At 71.3% G+C, this 16,521-nt stretch carries 16 protein-coding genes; 6 read left to right on the top strand and 10 right to left on the bottom strand.

Translation table 11 applies throughout. The features are described 5' to 3' along the window. The first annotated feature begins 189 nt into the window (after positions 1-189). Positions 190-1,524: an ATP-grasp domain-containing protein gene (locus B4N89_RS35085; RefSeq protein ID WP_078980493.1), complete on the top strand. Its 1,335-nt coding sequence runs from the start codon at positions 190-192 to the stop codon at positions 1,522-1,524. A gap of 5 nt (positions 1,525-1,529) precedes the next feature. After that, the gene (locus tag B4N89_RS35080; protein WP_078980492.1) at positions 1,530-2,912 is read left to right on the top strand and encodes an MFS transporter; all 1,383 of its coding nucleotides are present in this window, start codon (positions 1,530-1,532) and stop codon (positions 2,910-2,912) included. A gap of 124 nt (positions 2,913-3,036) precedes the next feature. Here the strand turns inward: B4N89_RS35080 and B4N89_RS52765 are convergent, their stop codons facing one another. Both B4N89_RS52765 and lanL read right to left on the bottom strand, forming a co-directional pair. Next, positions 3,037-3,165, bottom strand: a complete 129-nt coding sequence (locus tag B4N89_RS52765) for a hypothetical protein (protein WP_268812563.1) — start codon at positions 3,163-3,165, stop codon at positions 3,037-3,039. Between the two features lie 3 nt (positions 3,166-3,168). Further along, positions 3,169-5,805 carry a class IV lanthionine synthetase LanL gene (lanL, locus tag B4N89_RS35075; protein ID WP_235619090.1) on the bottom strand — a complete coding sequence of 879 codons (2,637 nt, stop codon included), beginning with the start codon at positions 5,803-5,805 and terminating at the stop codon, positions 3,169-3,171. Between the two features lie 2,092 nt (positions 5,806-7,897). Here lanL and B4N89_RS35070 point away from each other — a divergent pair. Beyond that, a complete protein-coding gene (locus B4N89_RS35070) occupies positions 7,898-8,614 on the top strand; it encodes a hypothetical protein (RefSeq protein ID WP_143658191.1) in 717 nt (238 codons plus the stop codon). A 121-nt stretch (positions 8,615-8,735) separates the two neighbouring features. Here the strand turns inward: B4N89_RS35070 and B4N89_RS35065 are convergent, their stop codons facing one another. Both B4N89_RS35065 and B4N89_RS35060 read right to left on the bottom strand, forming a co-directional pair. After that, positions 8,736-9,344: a hypothetical protein gene (locus tag B4N89_RS35065; protein ID WP_143658190.1), complete on the bottom strand. Its 609-nt coding sequence runs from the start codon at positions 9,342-9,344 to the stop codon at positions 8,736-8,738. Positions 9,345-9,671: 327 nt separating this feature from the next. Continuing rightward, positions 9,672-9,998 carry an ArsR/SmtB family transcription factor gene (locus B4N89_RS35060; RefSeq protein WP_078980488.1) on the bottom strand — a complete coding sequence of 109 codons (327 nt, stop codon included), beginning with the start codon at positions 9,996-9,998 and terminating at the stop codon, positions 9,672-9,674. Positions 9,999-10,082: 84 nt separating this feature from the next. On the opposite strand from B4N89_RS35060, the gene B4N89_RS35055 reads away from it, so the two are divergent. From B4N89_RS35055 to B4N89_RS35045, 3 genes are all read left to right on the top strand, one after another. Then, complete coding sequence (locus tag B4N89_RS35055) at positions 10,083-11,333, top strand: MFS transporter (RefSeq protein WP_078980487.1); 1,251 nt, start codon at positions 10,083-10,085, stop codon at positions 11,331-11,333. Positions 11,334-11,491: 158 nt separating this feature from the next. Further along, positions 11,492-11,998, top strand: coding sequence for an ATP-binding protein (locus B4N89_RS35050; protein WP_161500919.1), 507 nt, complete (start codon positions 11,492-11,494; stop codon positions 11,996-11,998). Positions 11,999-12,330: 332 nt separating this feature from the next. Beyond that, the gene (locus B4N89_RS35045) at positions 12,331-12,732 is read left to right on the top strand and encodes a hypothetical protein (protein WP_078980485.1); all 402 of its coding nucleotides are present in this window, start codon (positions 12,331-12,333) and stop codon (positions 12,730-12,732) included. Positions 12,733-12,766: 34 nt separating this feature from the next. Here B4N89_RS35045 and B4N89_RS35040 read toward each other — a convergent pair whose 3' ends face one another. From B4N89_RS35040 to B4N89_RS35020, 6 genes are all read right to left on the bottom strand, one after another. Then, the gene (locus tag B4N89_RS35040) at positions 12,767-13,189 is read right to left on the bottom strand and encodes a peptidase inhibitor family I36 protein (RefSeq protein WP_078980484.1); all 423 of its coding nucleotides are present in this window, start codon (positions 13,187-13,189) and stop codon (positions 12,767-12,769) included. Positions 13,190-13,245: 56 nt separating this feature from the next. Next, positions 13,246-13,680 carry a hypothetical protein gene (locus B4N89_RS35035; protein WP_078980483.1) on the bottom strand — a complete coding sequence of 145 codons (435 nt, stop codon included), beginning with the start codon at positions 13,678-13,680 and terminating at the stop codon, positions 13,246-13,248. Positions 13,681-13,770: 90 nt separating this feature from the next. Beyond that, positions 13,771-13,968, bottom strand: coding sequence for a hypothetical protein (locus B4N89_RS51900; protein WP_235619089.1), 198 nt, complete (start codon positions 13,966-13,968; stop codon positions 13,771-13,773). Positions 13,969-13,976: 8 nt separating this feature from the next. Continuing rightward, positions 13,977-14,390 carry a hypothetical protein gene (locus B4N89_RS35030; protein WP_235619088.1) on the bottom strand — a complete coding sequence of 138 codons (414 nt, stop codon included), beginning with the start codon at positions 14,388-14,390 and terminating at the stop codon, positions 13,977-13,979. 15 nt (positions 14,391-14,405) lie between these two features. Beyond that, complete coding sequence (locus B4N89_RS35025; protein WP_078980482.1) at positions 14,406-15,104, bottom strand: alpha/beta fold hydrolase; 699 nt, start codon at positions 15,102-15,104, stop codon at positions 14,406-14,408. Positions 15,105-15,254: 150 nt separating this feature from the next. Continuing rightward, entirely contained in the window at positions 15,255-16,442 is a 1,188-nt protein-coding gene (locus B4N89_RS35020; RefSeq protein WP_078980481.1) for a GDSL-type esterase/lipase family protein, read from the bottom strand. Positions 16,443-16,521 lie beyond the last annotated feature (79 nt).

Below are 16,521 nucleotides of genomic sequence, written 5' to 3'. Positions count from 1 at the left end.
GCACCCGGAGCACCCGGAGCACCCTAACCACCCGGAGCACCCTAACCACCCGGAGCACCCGGAGCACCCGGAGTACTCCGAGTACCCGAACCATTCGGAGCACCCGAACCACCCCGAGTACCCGAACCACCCGATCCACCGGAACCACCCGGACCACCGGAACCGCCCGATCCAGGAGGACACGGAACCATGACCCAGGCACCGTTCGAGTCGCGGGATTCGGCCGACCGGCCCCAGGCGTTCATCCTGACCGGCTCCTTTCCCGTGATCCGCCGCAATCCGCTCTACCTGACCGAACTCTCCGGGCGTGGGCTCAAGATCCTGGTCATCACCGCGGAGTCCTACCGCGCGCAAGCGACGGAGGCCATGGCCGACACCTCCAACCCCGCCGCGCAGATCACCGAGATCGCCTACGTCACCGGCGACTTCACCGTGCAGGGCGCGTTCGTCGCGGGCGCGATCGCGCGCACCTCGGCCTGGCGCGAGGCGTACACGATCGTCGGCGCCTACGCGGTGGGCGACTACCTCGCCGAGCCGACCGGCCTGCTCGCCGACGGGCTCGGCGTACGCTCGCCCGGGCTGCGCGCCAGCCGCGCCTGCCGCAGCAAGTACCTCCAGCGCTGGTACGCCCCGGACCTGGGCCCGGCGTCGCTGACCATTCCAGCCGGTGAGCGCGAGCGGGTCGACCTCGGCGCGGTGCGTTTCCCCGCCGTGGTCAAACCCGCCTCCCGCGCGTCCAGCTCGGGCGTCGAGACGGTGGCGGACGTGGCGGGATTGCGCGCGAAACTGGCGACGTACCCCGATCACGAGGTGGTCCTCGTCGAGGAGAAGGTGTCGGGCCCGGAGTTCTCCGTGGAGAGCCTGATCCAGGACGGCGAGGTGGTCTTCGCGTCGGTGACCGACAAGGTCACCACCGACAGCCACGCGCACACCTTCGTGGAGATGGCGCACAGCGTGCCGAGCGTGCGCGAGGACGTGCGCGAGGCGCTTGTGACGGCCAATCGGCAACTGGTGGCGGCGCTCGCGTTCGAGCACGGCATCGCGCACTCCGAGTGGCGGGTCGGCGACGACGGTCGCCCGCGCCTGATCGAGGTGGCGGCGCGCACCCCCGGCGACGGACTGCTGACGCTGTATCAACTGGCCACCGGGCGACCGCTGGAGCCGGAGATCCTGCGCGTCGCGCTCGGCGAACCGGCGAACTACCCGCAGCCGCACCGCTACACGCGGCAGGTCTACCTGGAGCACCGGCCCGGCACGTTGGAGGATGTCGTCCTCGACTGGCCGGACGTGCGGCCGGAATGGATCGGCGCCAGCGGCGTGTGGCCCGACATCAAGCCCGGCGCGCCGGGCGAGGAACCGACGCTGCGCGCCGTACTGGTGCTGCGCGAGCGTGGCGCGTCGCTGACCCCGCTCGCCGACTCCGACGACCGGTCCGTCACGTTCTTCATCGACGCCCCGACGCCCGACGGGCTCGACGCCCTGGAGCAACGTGTGCGCGCCGCCATCCGCGTCGTCGTCGGCTGACCGACGTGGTCGAGGTCGCCCGCGAGAAGGGCCACGACAACGACGAGGTGGCCGTGGTGGCCACCTTCCGGCAGGCTTCGCTCCCGGCGAAGACGCTGCTCACCGGGGCGTTCATCAACCGCCTCGGGGCCTTCCTGAACATTTTCCTGGTGTTGTTCCTGACCTCGCGGGACTACTCGGACGGGCAGGCGGCGTTCGCGCTGGGCGTGTACGGCGGCGGCGCGATCGTGGGCGTGCTCCTCGGCGGCGCACTGTCGATCCGGCTCGGCGCGCGCAACGCGAGCGTGGTGAGCATGGTCGGCGCGAGCGTGCCGCTGGCGGCCATCCTGTACCTGCCGTCGTTCGGGCTGATCCTGGTCGCGGTGGCGCTGGTCAGCATGGCCGGGCAGCTGTACCGCCCGGCGTCGGCCACCCTGCTCTCCGACCTCACCCCGGCGAACCGCCAGGTGATGATCTTCGCGATGTACCGGTTCGGGCTGAACCTCGGGGTCACCGTCGCGCCGCTGTTCGGGTTCGCGCTGTACAACCTGGCCGGCCACAGCTACGCCCTGGTCTTCTGGGTCGAGGCGGCGGTCGCGCTGTGCTACGCGACCCTCGCATGGGTGACGCTGCCGCCCCGCTCCGCCGAGCCGGGCGCGGCGGGCCGCGAGGCGAACTCCGGGGCCGGCGGGGAGGGTGAGGAGGGCGAGGAGGGCGAGGAGGGCGAACGGGTCGGGCGCGGTGGGTATCGGGCCATGATCCGTGACCGCCGCTACATGCTGTACCTGACCGCGATCTTCTTCTTCGGGGTCGTCTACGTGCAGTACCTGTCGACGCTGCCGCTCGACGTCAAGGACAGCGGCGTGGCGATCTTCTGGTACACCCTGGCCGTGTCGCTGAACGGCTTCATCGTCATCGCGTTCGAATTGTTGATGACCAAGTACGCGCAGGCGTGGTCGCAGCGGCTGACCATGGCCTGGGCGCTGGTCCTGGTGGGCGTCGGCGTGGGCATGTACGGCCTGCCGCTCGGCCCGGCCGTGATCCTGCTCGGCACGCTGATCTGGTCCGTCGGCGAGATCCTGGGCGGTCCGGCGACCACGGCCTATCCGGTGGTGGCCGGGCCGGCGCGGCTCAAGAGCCACTACATCGCCGGCTTCCACTTCGCCTGGAGCCTGGGCGCGGCGGTCGGGCCGGTCGTGGGCGGGTGGTTGTTCATCCGGTTCGGACACGGAGTGTGGCCGGTACTGACCGTGGGCTCGGCGCTGTCGATCGTGCTGGTGTTGGTCTCGGTGCGGGACCGGCCGACCACGACGTCGCCGACCGGCACGGACGCCAACGCCGACACCGACGCCGAAGCCGATGCCGACTCCACCGGCACCTCGACCCGCGCAACCGCCGGCCCGAGCTGAACACGCGGCGCATACCTGCCTGTTCGCGGCGAACCGGGTCCCGTGCGGGTGGGAATGCCAACCCGCACGGAACCCGGCGGCTTACTCGTGGTTCAGCGGTTCAGCGGTTCAGCGGTTCAGCGGTTCAGTCGACGTCCTCGACGTCGACGACCCAGGAACTGCGGCCGCAGGTGTCGCAACACCGCATGGGTTCGAGGTCCTGGTGGTCGTCGGTGGCGGGCAGTTCCTGAAGCTCCAGAACGAAGTTCTCCATCCTTCATCTCCCCTTTCCGGGAATCGGTACGGTGGCCGGCCGGTCGACCAGCCACGAGCGTGGTCCGCCGTGCGTCAGGCGGAGCAGGAAATCCAGCACACCGGCCATCCCGACGCCGTACGACGCGTACATGTCGCGCAGCGTGTCGTCCGGGACGAGCAGCCGGCCGTGCCTGCGGGCGGCGCGCAACGCTATGCAGTCGCCGAGTTCGCGCGCCCGGGCGTGGTGGCGGTCGTCGCCGGTGGCCTCGTGCAGGTCGAGCAGCAGTTCGGCGTTGCCGGCCACGCCGTGACACGAGCCGGGGCCCATCCGCCACCGCTCCTCGTACACCGCGCGCGCGGCACCCTCGGCCAGGTCGAGCCAGCGGTCCTCGCGGGTGACCCGCCACAACCGGACCAGGAACGTCCCCACGCCGGATGTGCCGTTGCACCAGAAGTTCAGCCCCGGCCGCTCGGTACGCCCCGGGCCCTTCGGCCACAGCGCGACGTCTCCGCGCCGATCCGCGACCGCGGCCAGCGCGTGTCCGCCGCCGATCGCGATGTCGAGCAGGTCGGACCGATCCAGGTCGCGCGCCGCCGACAGCAGGAAGGCGGCGTTCCCCGCCACGCCGTGGCCGAAGCCGTACAGGGACGAACCGGCCAGCTCGGCGCGGACGTCGCCGTCCACCGGCCAGTCCACGCCGCCGTCGGCCGCCGCCAACAGTCGCAACACCCCGTCCGCGCACTCCCCGGCCCGCTCGGCGAACCGGACGTCCCCGGTGGCGTGCCACAGGTGCAACTGGGCGGTGCCGGCGCCCGCCAGACCGTGGCACACGTCCGGGTTCCGGCCGGTCAGCGGGATGGCCAGGGCGTACGCCGCGGCGCGGGCCGCCAGCGGTTCGTCCGCCAGGGTCCGGGCCGCCTCGTACAGCGCCCAGGCCGACCCCGAGCGCCCGAAGTACAGCCCCGGCAAGACCCGTTCCGGCCGGGCCAAGCGGCGGTCGAGCCAGTCGGCGGCGGTGCGCAGCGCCGGTTCCGCGTCCCGATGGCCGCACCGGACGGCCCGGTCCAGGACGGCAAGCACGCCGGCCGCGCCCAGTTGCACGTTGCACGGGTCGCCGTCGGGCAGCGAGCGCGGGGCGGGCCACAGGTAGGCGGCATCCGGGTTCATCGTCTCGACGAGGTGGGCCAGTCCGTCCGCGAGGAGCCGATGCGGGGCGGGCGGCGGGGCAGGCCGCTCGGGCCGCGGCTTCGGGGGTCGGCGGGCCGGGTCGGGGTCCGGCGCCGCCCGCAGGAAGTCGGCGGCCTGCGCGAGCGTCCACCGCTCCGGGATGTCGGCGGTGAGCCCGACGACCAGCGGCGCCAACGCGTCAAGGGCCGGAATCCCGGGGGCCGCGGCGCCGACGATCGCCGCGATCCGCTCGCCGGCCGACCGCGCCGGCGCGTCTTCCGCGGCGAGGACCGGGCTGATCCCGGCCGTGGCGTGCAGCAGGGTCGCGCCCAGGCTGAAGCAGTCGGCCGAAGTACCGGGCGCCGGCGGCGCGGATCCGCTCACGGCGAGGTATTCGGGCGCACTGAATCCACGAGTACCGATCACGGGCGCCCGTCCGTCGAGCGGCACCGCGCCCTCCAAGTCCACGAGCACGGGCCGCCCCTGCGGCGTGATCATCACGTTGCTCGGCTTGAAGTCCCGTAGCACCAGCGCCGCATCGTGGACCTGTGCCACCAACCGGACGAGTTCGCGGGCCAGTTCCCATGCGGCCGGGATCGGGATCCGGCCGTCGTCGCCGTGCCGGCGCTCCAACCGGTCCGTGGTCCACCGCTGGAGCGTGTCGCCGTCGATCAGGTCCTCGACGAGGAAGACGTGCCCACCCTGCTCGAATACCTCGCGCACCGCCGGCACGATCCCGCCGGGACCGCCGGGCGCGAGCCGTTCGAGCACCTCGGCCTCGTGCCGAAGCCAGTTCCGGGCGTCACGGCCGTCCGGCCCGGAAGCCACGTGCGGGCGGGCCTCCTTGATCAGCACGTCCTCGCCGGTGCGCTCGTCCCGAGCCCGGTACACGCCGCCCCGATTGGAGTGGTTGATCGCCGCCCGGACCCGGTAGCGGTCCGCGAGCAGGACGGGGGCACCGCGCTTGCGCTCGCCGCCGGGTGGAGCGGACCCGGCCGGCGGCGCGGGCTCGGCCAGCGGGTCGACGGCCCAGGCGGGCGGCGCGAACCAGGGCTCGCGTCGGTCCGGTACGAACGTGCCGTCGGGTGCCTGGAGGCGGCCCTCGTAGAAGCCCTCGTCGTTCAACTCCCGGGGATGGGCGAAGCAGCCGAACCGGTAGTGGACCAGGCTGCCCGGCTGATACCGCCGATCGGAGAGAATGGCCGGCCCCGGCAGCCCCTCGGTCACCGCATGCAACTCGGCGGCGAGCCGGACCAGTTGCTCGTCATCGGCTGGATACGCGGTGATGAACTTGCCGGACATCGCCCGCACCGCCCGCACCGCGTTCATCTCGGCGGCAGCCTTCGGCGTCACGGCGAACTTGAACGCACACCCGTGCGCAACCAACACCCGCGCCGCGTTCTCCAACACCCGCGGCGCGGACCGGGCCGTCGCCGACAGGTGCAACTTCCAACCCTGCCGCCGCCGAATGTGCTTCGGCGGCGCCACCATGCACCAGGGATCCCCGGGCCACAACCGCCAAGCCCCGGTATCGTCCGCCTCCGCCAAAACCTGCGCAACCGCCAACTGATAGCTCGACATCACCCGCCCAAAGTGCCACCGCACATCCCCCGGGACCACTCACCCGAGTCACTCAGTGACACCTGCCGAGATTCGCGCCGGCGGGCGCGGGCAATCGGCGCGGGGCTGGTCCGGGTCGAGAGGGGTGGCCGCCGCCGGAGTGCGGGCTCCGAGACTCGGATCCTTCGGCAAGTCGCGTGCGTTGCTCGGCGAAACGCGGCCGGCCGTCAGCAGCGGAGAGGCAGGTCGGCCGAGTCGGGTCCTCGGGCGACCTTCCCGAATGGGTCGGGTGCTTCCGGCCGGCGTTGCGTCTGTGGTTGCGGGTGGCCGGTGCGGGGTTCGTCCGAGTCGGTGATGGGCCGCCGCCAGCGTTCGGGGCTCCGAGACTTCGGCCTCCCGACGAGACCGGCGCATTGCTCAGCGAAAACCGGCTGGCAGCGGGGGGCAGGGAGGGCGGCCGGGTCGAGTCCTCCGGGCAGCCTCCGGAGTGGGCCGGGCGTTCCCGACTGGCGTTGCACCTTTGGCCGCGCGCCGGCCGGTGCGGGGTCTGTCCGAGTCGGTGATGGGCCGCCGCCAGCGTTCGGGGCTCCGAGACATCGGCCTCCCGACGAGACCGGCGCATTGCTCAGCGAAAACCGGCTGGCAACGGGGGGCAGGGAGGGCGGCCGGGTCGAGTCCTCCGGGCAGCCTCCGGAGTGGGCCGGGCGTTCCCGACTGGCGTTGCACCTTTGGCCGCGCGCCGGCCGGTGCGGGGTCTGTCCGAGTCGGTGATGGGCCGCCGCCAGCGTTCGGGGCTCCGAGACATCGGCCTCCCGACGAGACCGGCGCATTGCTCAGCGAAAACCGGCTGGCAACGGGGGGCAGGGAGGGCAGCCGGGTCGAGTCCTCCGGGCAGCCTTTCCGAGTGGGGCGGGTGCTTTCGGCAGGCAGTGGCATGTGGGTGATTAAGGTTCACGAACCCGGATCGCGCGGGGCGCCGTAGTCTCGGCGTGAGAGAAAACCGCAGGTCAGCGCTGGCGGCGGCTATTTCGGGTGCCTCGGGATCCGGTTTCGGCTCCCGCTGGGTATTTTTGGTCTCTTGACGGTCTCGGGGGGTCGCAGCGTCCGAAGCCGGCCCCGATCGGGCAGTTTCGGTCTTCAACACCGGTGTTGAGGAGGCCCGAGCGCACGAAACCGGCACTCGACGCCCGGCTTTCCACCCCGAGGCCACAAATCCGCAGGTCACCGAAGCCCGAAGCCCACAACCACCCATCGCGATCCGGTTTCGAACCCCAACTCCCCTCCAAACGCCCCCGAAACGCCCCGACCCACTCGGGAAGCCTCCCCGGAGGACTCGACCCGGCTGCCCTCCCTGCCCCCCGCTGCCAGCCGGTTTTCGCCGACCAACACGCCGGCCTCGTCGGGAGGCCGATGTCTCGGAGCCCCGAACGCTGGCGGCGGCCCATCACCGACTCGGACAAACCCCGGACCAGCCACTCGCAGCCAAAGGTGCAACGCCAGTCGGGAACGCCCGGCCCACTCCGGAGGCTGCCCGGAGGACTCGACCCGGCTGCCCTCCCTGCCCCCCGTTGCCAGCCGGTTTTCGCTGAGCAATGCGCCGGTCTCGTCGGGAGGCCGATGTCTCGGAGCCCCGAACGCTGGCGGCGGCCCATCACCGACTCGGACGAACCCCGCACCGGCCACCCGCAAGCACAAGCACAACGCCCGCCGGAAACACCCGACCCCCTCGGGAAGGCGCCGCAGAGAACACGGCCGGACCTCCCACCCGCCCAGCTGCCGGCGCATGCGTCTCGCCGGAAGTTCCAGTCTCGGAGCCCCGAACGCCGGCGGCGGCCCACCACCGACTCGGACCGCCCCCGGAGCGGCCATCGTCGCAACCCCGAGCGCGAACCTCAGCAGGAACACAGTCCCTGAACCCACGCGCACCCCGGGCGGGAGGGGTGGCGGTCGGCGCGGGAGGCATGCCCGCGATACTGACGTGTTGGTTGTGTTCGTCTTCTCGTGGCAGGAAAAAGGAACTCCCGTGCGTATCGGTCGTGTCGTGGTGGCTCTGTCCGCCGTCGCCTTCGGGCTTGTCTCGGTCACCTCGTGCAATGGCGACGGAGACGGTGGCAAGTCCTCAAATGTCGGCAAGGATCCCCGGGCCCTCGTCAACGAGGCGCAAGCGCTGTGGCAGGCCGAGGACTTCAAGGTCACCGGCGATGCCGTGGCCGACTCGATCCGGTCCGACTACGACGTCTGCGTGCACGTGGGTCGCGACCTACAGGGCACCGAGAGCATCCTGGGTCACCCCGCCGAGGTGATCGTGGTCGGGGGCAAGGCGTACCGGAAGGGCGACGTCGCGTTCTGGCGCGCGATCGGGGGCCGGTCCGAGAATACTCAGGCCGAGATCGACGAGGGGGCCGCCCGACTCGCCGACAAGTACGTGACGACCACGGCCGACCCTGATGACCAGCTCGACGGCATGGGTTCCGTCTTCGGGGATGCGAAACTCGCCTACACCATGGGCGAGATCTCGGAGATCGGCGGGAAGCGGGTCATCGCGTTGACCGCGCGGCAGGGGGACGAGACCACCCGGACCGTGCACGTGCTCGCCGAGGGCAAGCCGTATCCGGTGAAGATCCAGGTGGATGGGGCCGACCCGGTGAACCTCGTTCTCGCCCGGGCCGGCAAGGGCTGTACTCCCGCCGCGCCGCCGGTCGACCGGACACTGAACATGGACGAAACGGAAGCCGCTTAGGCCATATGGGCGGGGTGCCCCTCGTGGCCGAACGCGCGCCCCGCCCCCGCCGTTGCGCCGAGCCGAAGAGGTCACCGGGCCGATACCTCGCCTGCGCCATGGGCCCGAACCGCGCTGTGGGTCAGGTCTTTTGGCGGGCCAGGTCGTAGAGCTTGGCGGTCAACGTGGCTGCCTCGTCCTGGGAGACGCCCTCGCCGCCCGTCGTCATTTCCGTCAGGACGGCGACGTCGACGCCGCCGAGAGTTGCGTAGTCGGCCCAGGCGCAGACCGGGAAGCGGAAATCCGCACCGGGCTTCGCGGTCCCGTCGCCCTTGGCGCCGGTGTACTGCATGACCTGGCACTTCATCAGCGCGCCCTCGAAGCCGGCGGGCTTGACGGTCTTGGCGCCTTCGACGGGCCGAATGTCGGTCCCCGGCGCCTTGCCCTTGCCCTTCATGCCTTTGTCGCCGACGGTGGCCAAGTAGCGGTCGAGGGTCTTGGCGGGGTCGGCGATCTCGCCGTGGAAGCCGTAGAAGGTCAGCCGGGCGCCGCCCAGCGTCGCCCGATTGTCGGGGTCGGGGTCGGGCGCGTTGTAGACGCCGGACACCGTTTGGGCGTTCTTCACCCCGAGGTCCTCGGCCTCCGTCGCGCCGGGCGTGGTGCCGGTGCTCGACTTCGTGTAGGCGTCGATCGACTCCGGGACGACGAGCTTGTAACCCTTGGTGCCGGCGGCAACCGCACCGCCACTCACGGAACTTCCGCCCGGGGCACCGGTGGTCACGCCTGCGGTGCTGCCCGTTTCCGGCGCCTTCGCACCATCCTTCTCGTCATCCGACCCCCCGCACGCGGCGGTCATCACGAGGAGGGGCGATATGAAGGCGGCAGCGAAGCGGGCGCGCAACGGCATGAAGAACGGTTCCTTCCGGGAGGGTTCGTCCGCCGAACGACGAGACAGGGCGTCAGGCTGCCGCAGCACAACCGACCGTGTCATGGGGATCCCCCTCGCCGGGCCCCGGCGCCGTCGCCTCCCGCACCGATCCCCCAGGACCCGTTCCCCGACCCCGACCCCCCGAGCCCGTCAACTCTCGCGCGCCAGGGCCCCCATCAGCGCGTCCAGCAGGCCCGGTACAGCTTCCTGAAGGGCGGTACGCCGCAGGCGGTGGCCGCGAGAGGGACCCACCATGACCGGGTGGAGAATGCCCGCCTCCACCAGGATCTTGAAGTGGTGGGTCGCGGTGGATTTGCTCAGGTCCTCGTAGAGGTCCGAGCACGGAGCCTCGGCAGCGGGATGCGTCGCCAGACGACGGACCATTTCCAGGCGTACCGGGTCCGCGAGGGCGCGCAGCAGCTTCCGGATGCCCGCGACGGGCGGCAACCGGTCCGGTGGGGTCTCCCAGGACGGCATCGGACAACTCCAAGTTTGACGATCATCGTACTTCTCCCTAGCCTCTCCGAAGTACGATCCTCATCTAACTTACCAGGAGTCCTCGTGCGGGCACCGTCCCCTGACCGCCGGCCCCAGCCGTGGAGTTATGCAACCCTCCTCGTCCTCCTCACGCTCGGACAGGCGACTTCCGCCATCCCGTCACCGCTCTACTCCCTGTACGCCGAGAAGTGGGGCTATCCGCCCTTTATGACCACCGTCGTCTTCGCCGCGTACGGAACCGTGGCGGTCGTCGCGATCCTCGTCTCGGGGGCTCTGTCCGACCGGTACGGACGTCGGCCCGTGCTCCTGGTCGCCGTCCTCCTACTGCTCGCCGGACTCGCCGTCTTCGTCTTCGCCGCAGGACCCGGGTATCTCATCGTGGCGCGGATGCTCAACGGGGTGGGCATCGGCGCCATCGTCGTCGTCGGCGGAGCCGCCCTGCTGGACGTCGACCCGGAGCGGGCGGCGCGGACCGGGACGCTCACCGCCATCGCGTTCAACGTCGGCATCGCCGTCGCCGCGCTCGGCACCGCGACCCTCGCCCAGATCGACTTCCACCCCCTGCTCCTGCCGTATCTTGCCGACGCGCTCATCGCCGTCGTCCTGTTCATCCTCCTGGTGGCGATGCGTGAGCCGCACCCCTCGGCCGGCGCCGCGCCGCTGGAGATTCCGCGTCCGCAGGTGCCCAAGGAGATCCGCGGGCGCTTCGTCTTCGCCGTGATCGGTGCCGGTGCCGCCTGGTCCGTACTCGGGGTCTGCTTCTCGCTGGAACCCTCGATCGCATCCCACGCCGCGCACGTCGACGGTCCGTTCTTCGGCGGCGTCGTCATCGCGGCCGTGACCCTGACCGCCGCCCTCGCCCAGGTCGTCAGCGCGCGCCTCCCGGCCCGCACGGTCGCACTCGGCGGCGACGTGGCACTCGCCGTGCTCATGCCGGTCGGGGTGGGCGGCTTCGCCACCGGCAACGCCGTCGTCATCATCGTCACCGTCGCGCTCCAAGGCGGCGCCTACGGACTGGCCTTCGGCGGCTCCCTGCGCCACCTGACCGCACACATCCCCGCCGAGCGGCGTGGGGCGGTCATGTCCATGTTCTACCTGCTCGCGTACGGCGCGCTCATCACGCCCACACTCCTCGTGGGCATCGGCGCGACCGTCTGGAGCGACAGCGTGATCTTCCCCGCCTTCTCCGTGCTCGCGGCGCTTCTCTGCCTCTCCGCCGTGGTCGTCGAACGGGTACTGGGCCGTCGAGCAGGGCGCCCCGACGTGACGCGGGTACCGGCGGCCGAGGCGCGGCAGGCGAGCAGGGTCGACTGACGGCGACCCCGTAGCGTGCTCGCACGTCCGGGAACAGGCCGATTCCGTAAAGCCCATGTCCGCCTCTCCGAATGGCATCTCGAAGAGGACGAACGCGCCCGGCTGGGCGCCAAATGCCGGATCCCACGCCCGAAGCGCCTCCGGACCGTCTCGTCGCATTGCCGCTCTCGATCCACGCACCCCGGCGGGCCCGTCGGCACATAGCCAAGGTCTGCCTCGGGGCGGGACTGGATCCGGATGTCACCGACGGGGTCCTGCTGGTCGTGTCGGAGCTGGTGACCAATGTGCTCCGGCATGTCGGCCACGGGTCGGTGACCCTCGCCTGGGAGCTTCGCGAGGACCGGCTGATCATCGACGTCGGAGACGAAGCACCTGACGAATTGCCGCGGTTGAGGTCGAAGGCCGACGACGAGACCGACGGCGACTACGAGGACGAGGAGGAGGCCGGTCGGGGGTTGCGACTGGTACCGGCATTCGCCGATCAGTACACGGTGATCCGTGTCGACGGCAGCGCCTCCCACCCTCCCCGAAAGCTCAGCCGCGTCGCCTTCCTCCGCTCCTCACCCGGGCACCGGAACGCGAGTGCATCCATCACCGCCCGGACCACCGCCACTTCCCCCCGACCCATCTCGACGCAAGGGGCCGCCACCCATGTCCAGCGCTGAGCCGCGTTCGAGCGACACCCATGTTCTCGCGCCTACCGAAGTGGTCGACCTCAGCGCGGCGTTCGACGTCATGCGCCGCTACGCCAAGGGCGTCGACCTCGCCGACCTGCGACTGGCGTCCCGTGCGGCGGCGGACGGCCGATGCCGCGTCACGTGGAGTGTCCCGGGTACGTCGATCGCCCGGGACCTCGCCAACCCCCACCGGCGATTCGCCCACCTGATCGGCGTACCGACCCCACCTGGGCAGGCACGACGCCGCCACGCACACGTGGCCCGTCGCCGGGCATCGCAGCGGGTCGGGACCGCTCGCTCCCGATCCACTCGTCGACGAAATGCCCGCTGTATTCGCGGAGTTCATCACCGAGGCGGGCCCGCTGTCACTGGGACTCGTCGACCCCGAGGGCGGCGTCACGGTGACCGACCGGGGTGTGTTCCACACCCTCCTCCCGCTGCAACCGATCGTCGCGAACATCGGCTACAACCTCGGCACCTATCCGGTCTCCCTTGCCGAGCCCGGCGAGCCGGTGCCGTGGGAGTGGTGCGAGGCGGCGATGGCCTGCTACCGCACCACGCTCATCTGTGCCTTCGCGACCCGCGGTGCGCAGAACTGCGCGTGCGGACGCGGCTTCGACGAGCACATCCCATGCTGGGCCGACGTGCACGCGTACACCGCCCACGCCACCGGCCGCCCCGAACTGCTCCCCCTCACCGGCGGGGCCACCGTCCCTCCGTGACGGTCGGGCGGGCGCGGTGACGGGAGCGGCTCGGTCACGCCTCGTCGCCCGGGACCCCGTCGGGAGACGTACCGCAGCCCGGGCCGCCCGGGCCGTCGAACTGTACCGAGCTGAAGAAGTCGCGGAAGCTCGGGAAGAAGTTGCCCTTGCCGGTCGGACCGGACGAGGTGACGGCCGTGCACCCGCCATAGTGCGCGTCGGACCACAGGTGGATGGTCGACGGGGTGCGGTTCCAGTCCGACTTGGCGCGGTCGTCCATGCCGAGCGCCGCGAGATCCGGTGTGCTGCCGCTCAGCCGGATCATGTCGCCGGTGCCGTCGAGGCCCGAGAACATGCAGTAGAACCCGACGGGACAGCGGTCGTATCCGTCGGCCGCCCCGGCCGAAGGCGCCGACACCGCGCCCAGCACCACCACCACGCCCGCCAGTCCGGCAACAATCCGTTTGATGTGCGTCATGACCGACTCAACGACCACACCCGCTTGGGGTTCCGGCGACAGCGCAGGGTGATCCGCTAATTCTCCCGGGCCTTGGTCGCCGCCACCCGAGCCTCGATTTCCTCGCGGGTCGGGCGGTAGCGTTCCTCGGCCGCGCGCATGCGGGCCACGCAGCGCTCCCACGAGCGGCGGGAGCGGGCTCGGCGGTTGGGGAACCACGAGTAGCGCCACAGGCGCACCGTGGCGGTGTCGGCCATGAAGCGCGGCTTCGTGCGTATGCCGTGCTCCCGACGCACGTCGGACTGGGCGTCCAGCAACTCCTTCTCGAAGTCGCGCGCGGCCAGCGCCCAGCGGTTCTCCTCGTCCGGGGTGGCCTCCACCTCGGGACGCCTGGGCGCGGGGATCGTGGTGATCTCGTAGCGCACGAACTCGAGTCCGTCGGGCACCTCCACCCACGACATCGTGTCCCACGGCTTCGGTGTGAGCGAGAACGTCAGCGCACTCAGGATCACGGTCGATGCTCCTTACCGAACGGAACGTCACGAACGTAACGCACGTTTGTCCCCAGCGTAGTTGCCGGACCATGGTCCCGGCCGCGCGCCTCACACGTGCAGCACGATGCCGCGCCGGGCGGCGAACTCGTCGAAGCGGTGCGGCGCGAGCGCGGCGGACACCGCCTCCGGGGTGTGTCCGGACGGATTGTGGAAGGTGACCGCGTCGTCCCGCCGACCGGTGACCAGGACGAGGTGTCCGCCACGTCCCGGTGCCGGTCGCTCGGGGCGGCGAATCTCCCGATGCACGGAGGCCATCACCAGGCGGCCCCGGTCGAGTTCGTCGGCGAGCCGGTCCGGCCCCAGCTCGGTGACACCTCCGCCCGCAACCCGTGCGCCTCCCGCACGTACTCGACGAACGGCCGGTAGTAGAGGCCGTCGACCCCGCCGTCCTCCCGACGCACATACCCGCCGTGCGCCGTGCAGCCGACCATCAGCTCGTACAACGGCGGCGCATGGCCGTCCCGCGCGAACAGTGCCATCCGCAGACAGGCCATCCCGCACCACCGCCCGGCCCAGTATCCGTAGGCGGCCCGATCCGGCGCCCCGCTCACCGCCCAGGCGTCGTCGTCGCCCGGCGGATGGCCGGCGTAGACGATCGCGCCGATCAGGCCCGGGCTCGCGTACTGGGTGATCGCCGGCGTCGGATGACGCGTGTGTCGAACGGACACGGGAACTCCTTCCGGCTATCGACCGGCCTCCGCCAGGAGGATGTGGGCCAGTTCGTGCGGCTGGGAGTACATCGGCCAGTGGCCCGTGTCCATCTCGACCAGCCGCCACCGTTCGCTCGTCAGCAGCTTCGCCACGGCGTCATTCGGTTCCGGGCCGTCGAGGAGGCACTTGAGGTAGGTCGTCGGGAGGTCGCCCAACGACCCCGCCAACTCGGCCCGTTCGATCAGGGTGTCGCCGGGATGCGGCGTCGCGTCGGCCACGAGCCGGGCGATCTGCTCGTCGGTGAGGCCCTGTCCCGCGAACTCCGCCGCCTCCGGCACCGCCCAGAAGCCGCCGTTGGCGACGATCGCGGCGGTGATCGCCGCCTCGCCGGACCAGGATCCGGACGCGAACGACTCGCCGTGGACGGCGACGTTCGAATCGACCAGAACCATCCTGCGCAGCCGGTCACCGATCCGCTCGGCGGCCTGCCCCACCGGGATGCCCGAGTAGCTGTGTCCGACCAGGACCACATCGCGCAGGTCGCGATCCTCGACCTCGGCCACGATGTCCCGCACGTGTGTACGCTGCCCGGCCGGGACGCCCCGCTTCTCGGCCAGCCCGGAGAGGGTCAACGGATACGCCCCGTGCCCCGCGGCCCGCAGCTCCGGCACCACCTCGTCCCACGCGGAGGACCCCAACCACGCCCCCGCGACCAACACGAAATCCGTCATCGCAGCACGCTATCCGACGACTCCGACACCACCCTGGAACGGCGTCACCCGCCGGTCGCGGTCCGGGGACCGGGCGGCGGGTGACGGGCCGAGGGTGGCGGGTGACGGGTGACGGGGGTTCGACGGCGGACGCGCTTCGGTGCGCGGCCGTCACAGCCGTACGTATGCCAGGTCGTAGGCGTCGGCCATCGCGCGCACGCCCGCGTCGTTGAGGTGCAGGTGGTCGCCGCTGTCGAGGTCGGCCCGGATGAAGTCCGGGGCGTTCGGGTCCTGGACCGCGGCGGCCACGTCGACGACCGCGTCGAAGACGTCCGAGGTACGGATCCACTCGTTCACCCGACGGCGTTCCACGCGACCCTGGGCGCTGTCAACGCCGGGGTAGATGGTGCCGCCGTACGGGCCCATCGTGGCGCCGATGGAGGTCAGCCCGGCCGCGCGAGCTTGCGCCGCCAGCGCGATGAAGCCCTCGATGAGGTCCGCCGCGCGGGCCGGCGGCTTGCCGGACATGCCCGGCAGGCCCAGGTCGTTGAGGCCGAAGTGGAAGAGCACGTGGGTGACGCCCGGCACGGACAGCACATCGCGTTCGAACCGCGCGAGCCCGTGCAGCCCGACCTCGTCGGTGAGCAGCCGGTTGCCGCCGAGACCCTGATTGACCACCCAGCCCCGGGCCAGTCGCCGATTCAGCTGGTTCGGGAAGCGCAGGTTGGCCCCGACGGTGGTGCCACCGCCACCGAACCAGGAGTCCCCGAACGCCACCGCGATCGCGGTGCCCTCGGGCGCCAGGACGTCGACCCCGGCCACGTAGTACCGCCCGTCGACCTCCTCCGCGTCGTCGAACGCGGCTCGCCCCACGGCGTTGCCGGCCACCAGGTAGGCGTTCTGGGAAGGGGTGTGTGCGTAGGTCGCCAGGCCGGTGTCCTTCGGGAAGTACAGGGTCAGCGCCAGGTCGGTGCCGGGTTCGGTGGCGAACTCGACCGGGTCGCTCTGGATCCGGACGCCGACCGGGATGGTCACCTCGGCCGCCCCGTCGAACCGCAGTACGGCCTCCGCGGCCGGATCCACGACGCCGTCCGCGCCGGCCGAGCCGACCCGCGCCGCTCCGATCACCAGGGGCTCTCTGCCGTATTCGTTGCTCAGCAACACCCGCAATGTCGTGCCGCCGCCGTCCATGTGCAGGATCTGCCGGAGTGTCTGGTCGCGGAAGGCGCGGGACGGCTGGATCCGGATGTCCTCGTACGGGCCGAGCACGGCGGAGCGGAAGCCTGCGACCCAGGTGGTGGCGGGAGCGGAAGCGGTGGTGGGGGTGGGGGTGGCGGCGGTCGTGTCGATGCTGATCATGATCGGTGAACTCCTTGATGGGTGGGGGTGGTTGGTCGGTCGGTCCGTTGGTCGGTGGCCGATCGGCCGGTCGGTGGCC

The organism is Embleya scabrispora, assembly GCF_002024165.1.
GTDB classification, from domain to species: domain Bacteria; phylum Actinomycetota; class Actinomycetes; order Streptomycetales; family Streptomycetaceae; genus Embleya; species Embleya scabrispora_A.
This window is presented reverse-complemented; position numbering and strand designations above follow the sequence as displayed.

Coding starts and splice junctions, on each gene's coding strand:
- B4N89_RS35085 (WP_078980493.1), top strand. CDS start 190: ATGACCCAGGCACCGTTCGAGTCGCGGGATTCGGCCGACCGGCCCCAG.
- B4N89_RS52765 (WP_268812563.1), bottom strand. CDS start 3,165: ATGGAGAACTTCGTTCTGGAGCTTCAGGAACTGCCCGCCACCGACGAC.
- lanL (WP_235619090.1), bottom strand. CDS start 5,805: ATGGTGGCGCCGCCGAAGCACATTCGGCGGCGGCAGGGTTGGAAGTTG.
- B4N89_RS35060 (WP_078980488.1), bottom strand. CDS start 9,998: ATGCCGTCCTGGGAGACCCCACCGGACCGGTTGCCGCCCGTCGCGGGC.
- B4N89_RS35045 (WP_078980485.1), top strand. CDS start 12,331: ATGCCCGCTGTATTCGCGGAGTTCATCACCGAGGCGGGCCCGCTGTCA.
- B4N89_RS35040 (WP_078980484.1), bottom strand. CDS start 13,189: ATGACGCACATCAAACGGATTGTTGCCGGACTGGCGGGCGTGGTGGTG.
- B4N89_RS35025 (WP_078980482.1), bottom strand. CDS start 15,104: ATGACGGATTTCGTGTTGGTCGCGGGGGCGTGGTTGGGGTCCTCCGCG.
- B4N89_RS35020 (WP_078980481.1), bottom strand. CDS start 16,442: ATGATCAGCATCGACACGACCGCCGCCACCCCCACCCCCACCACCGCT.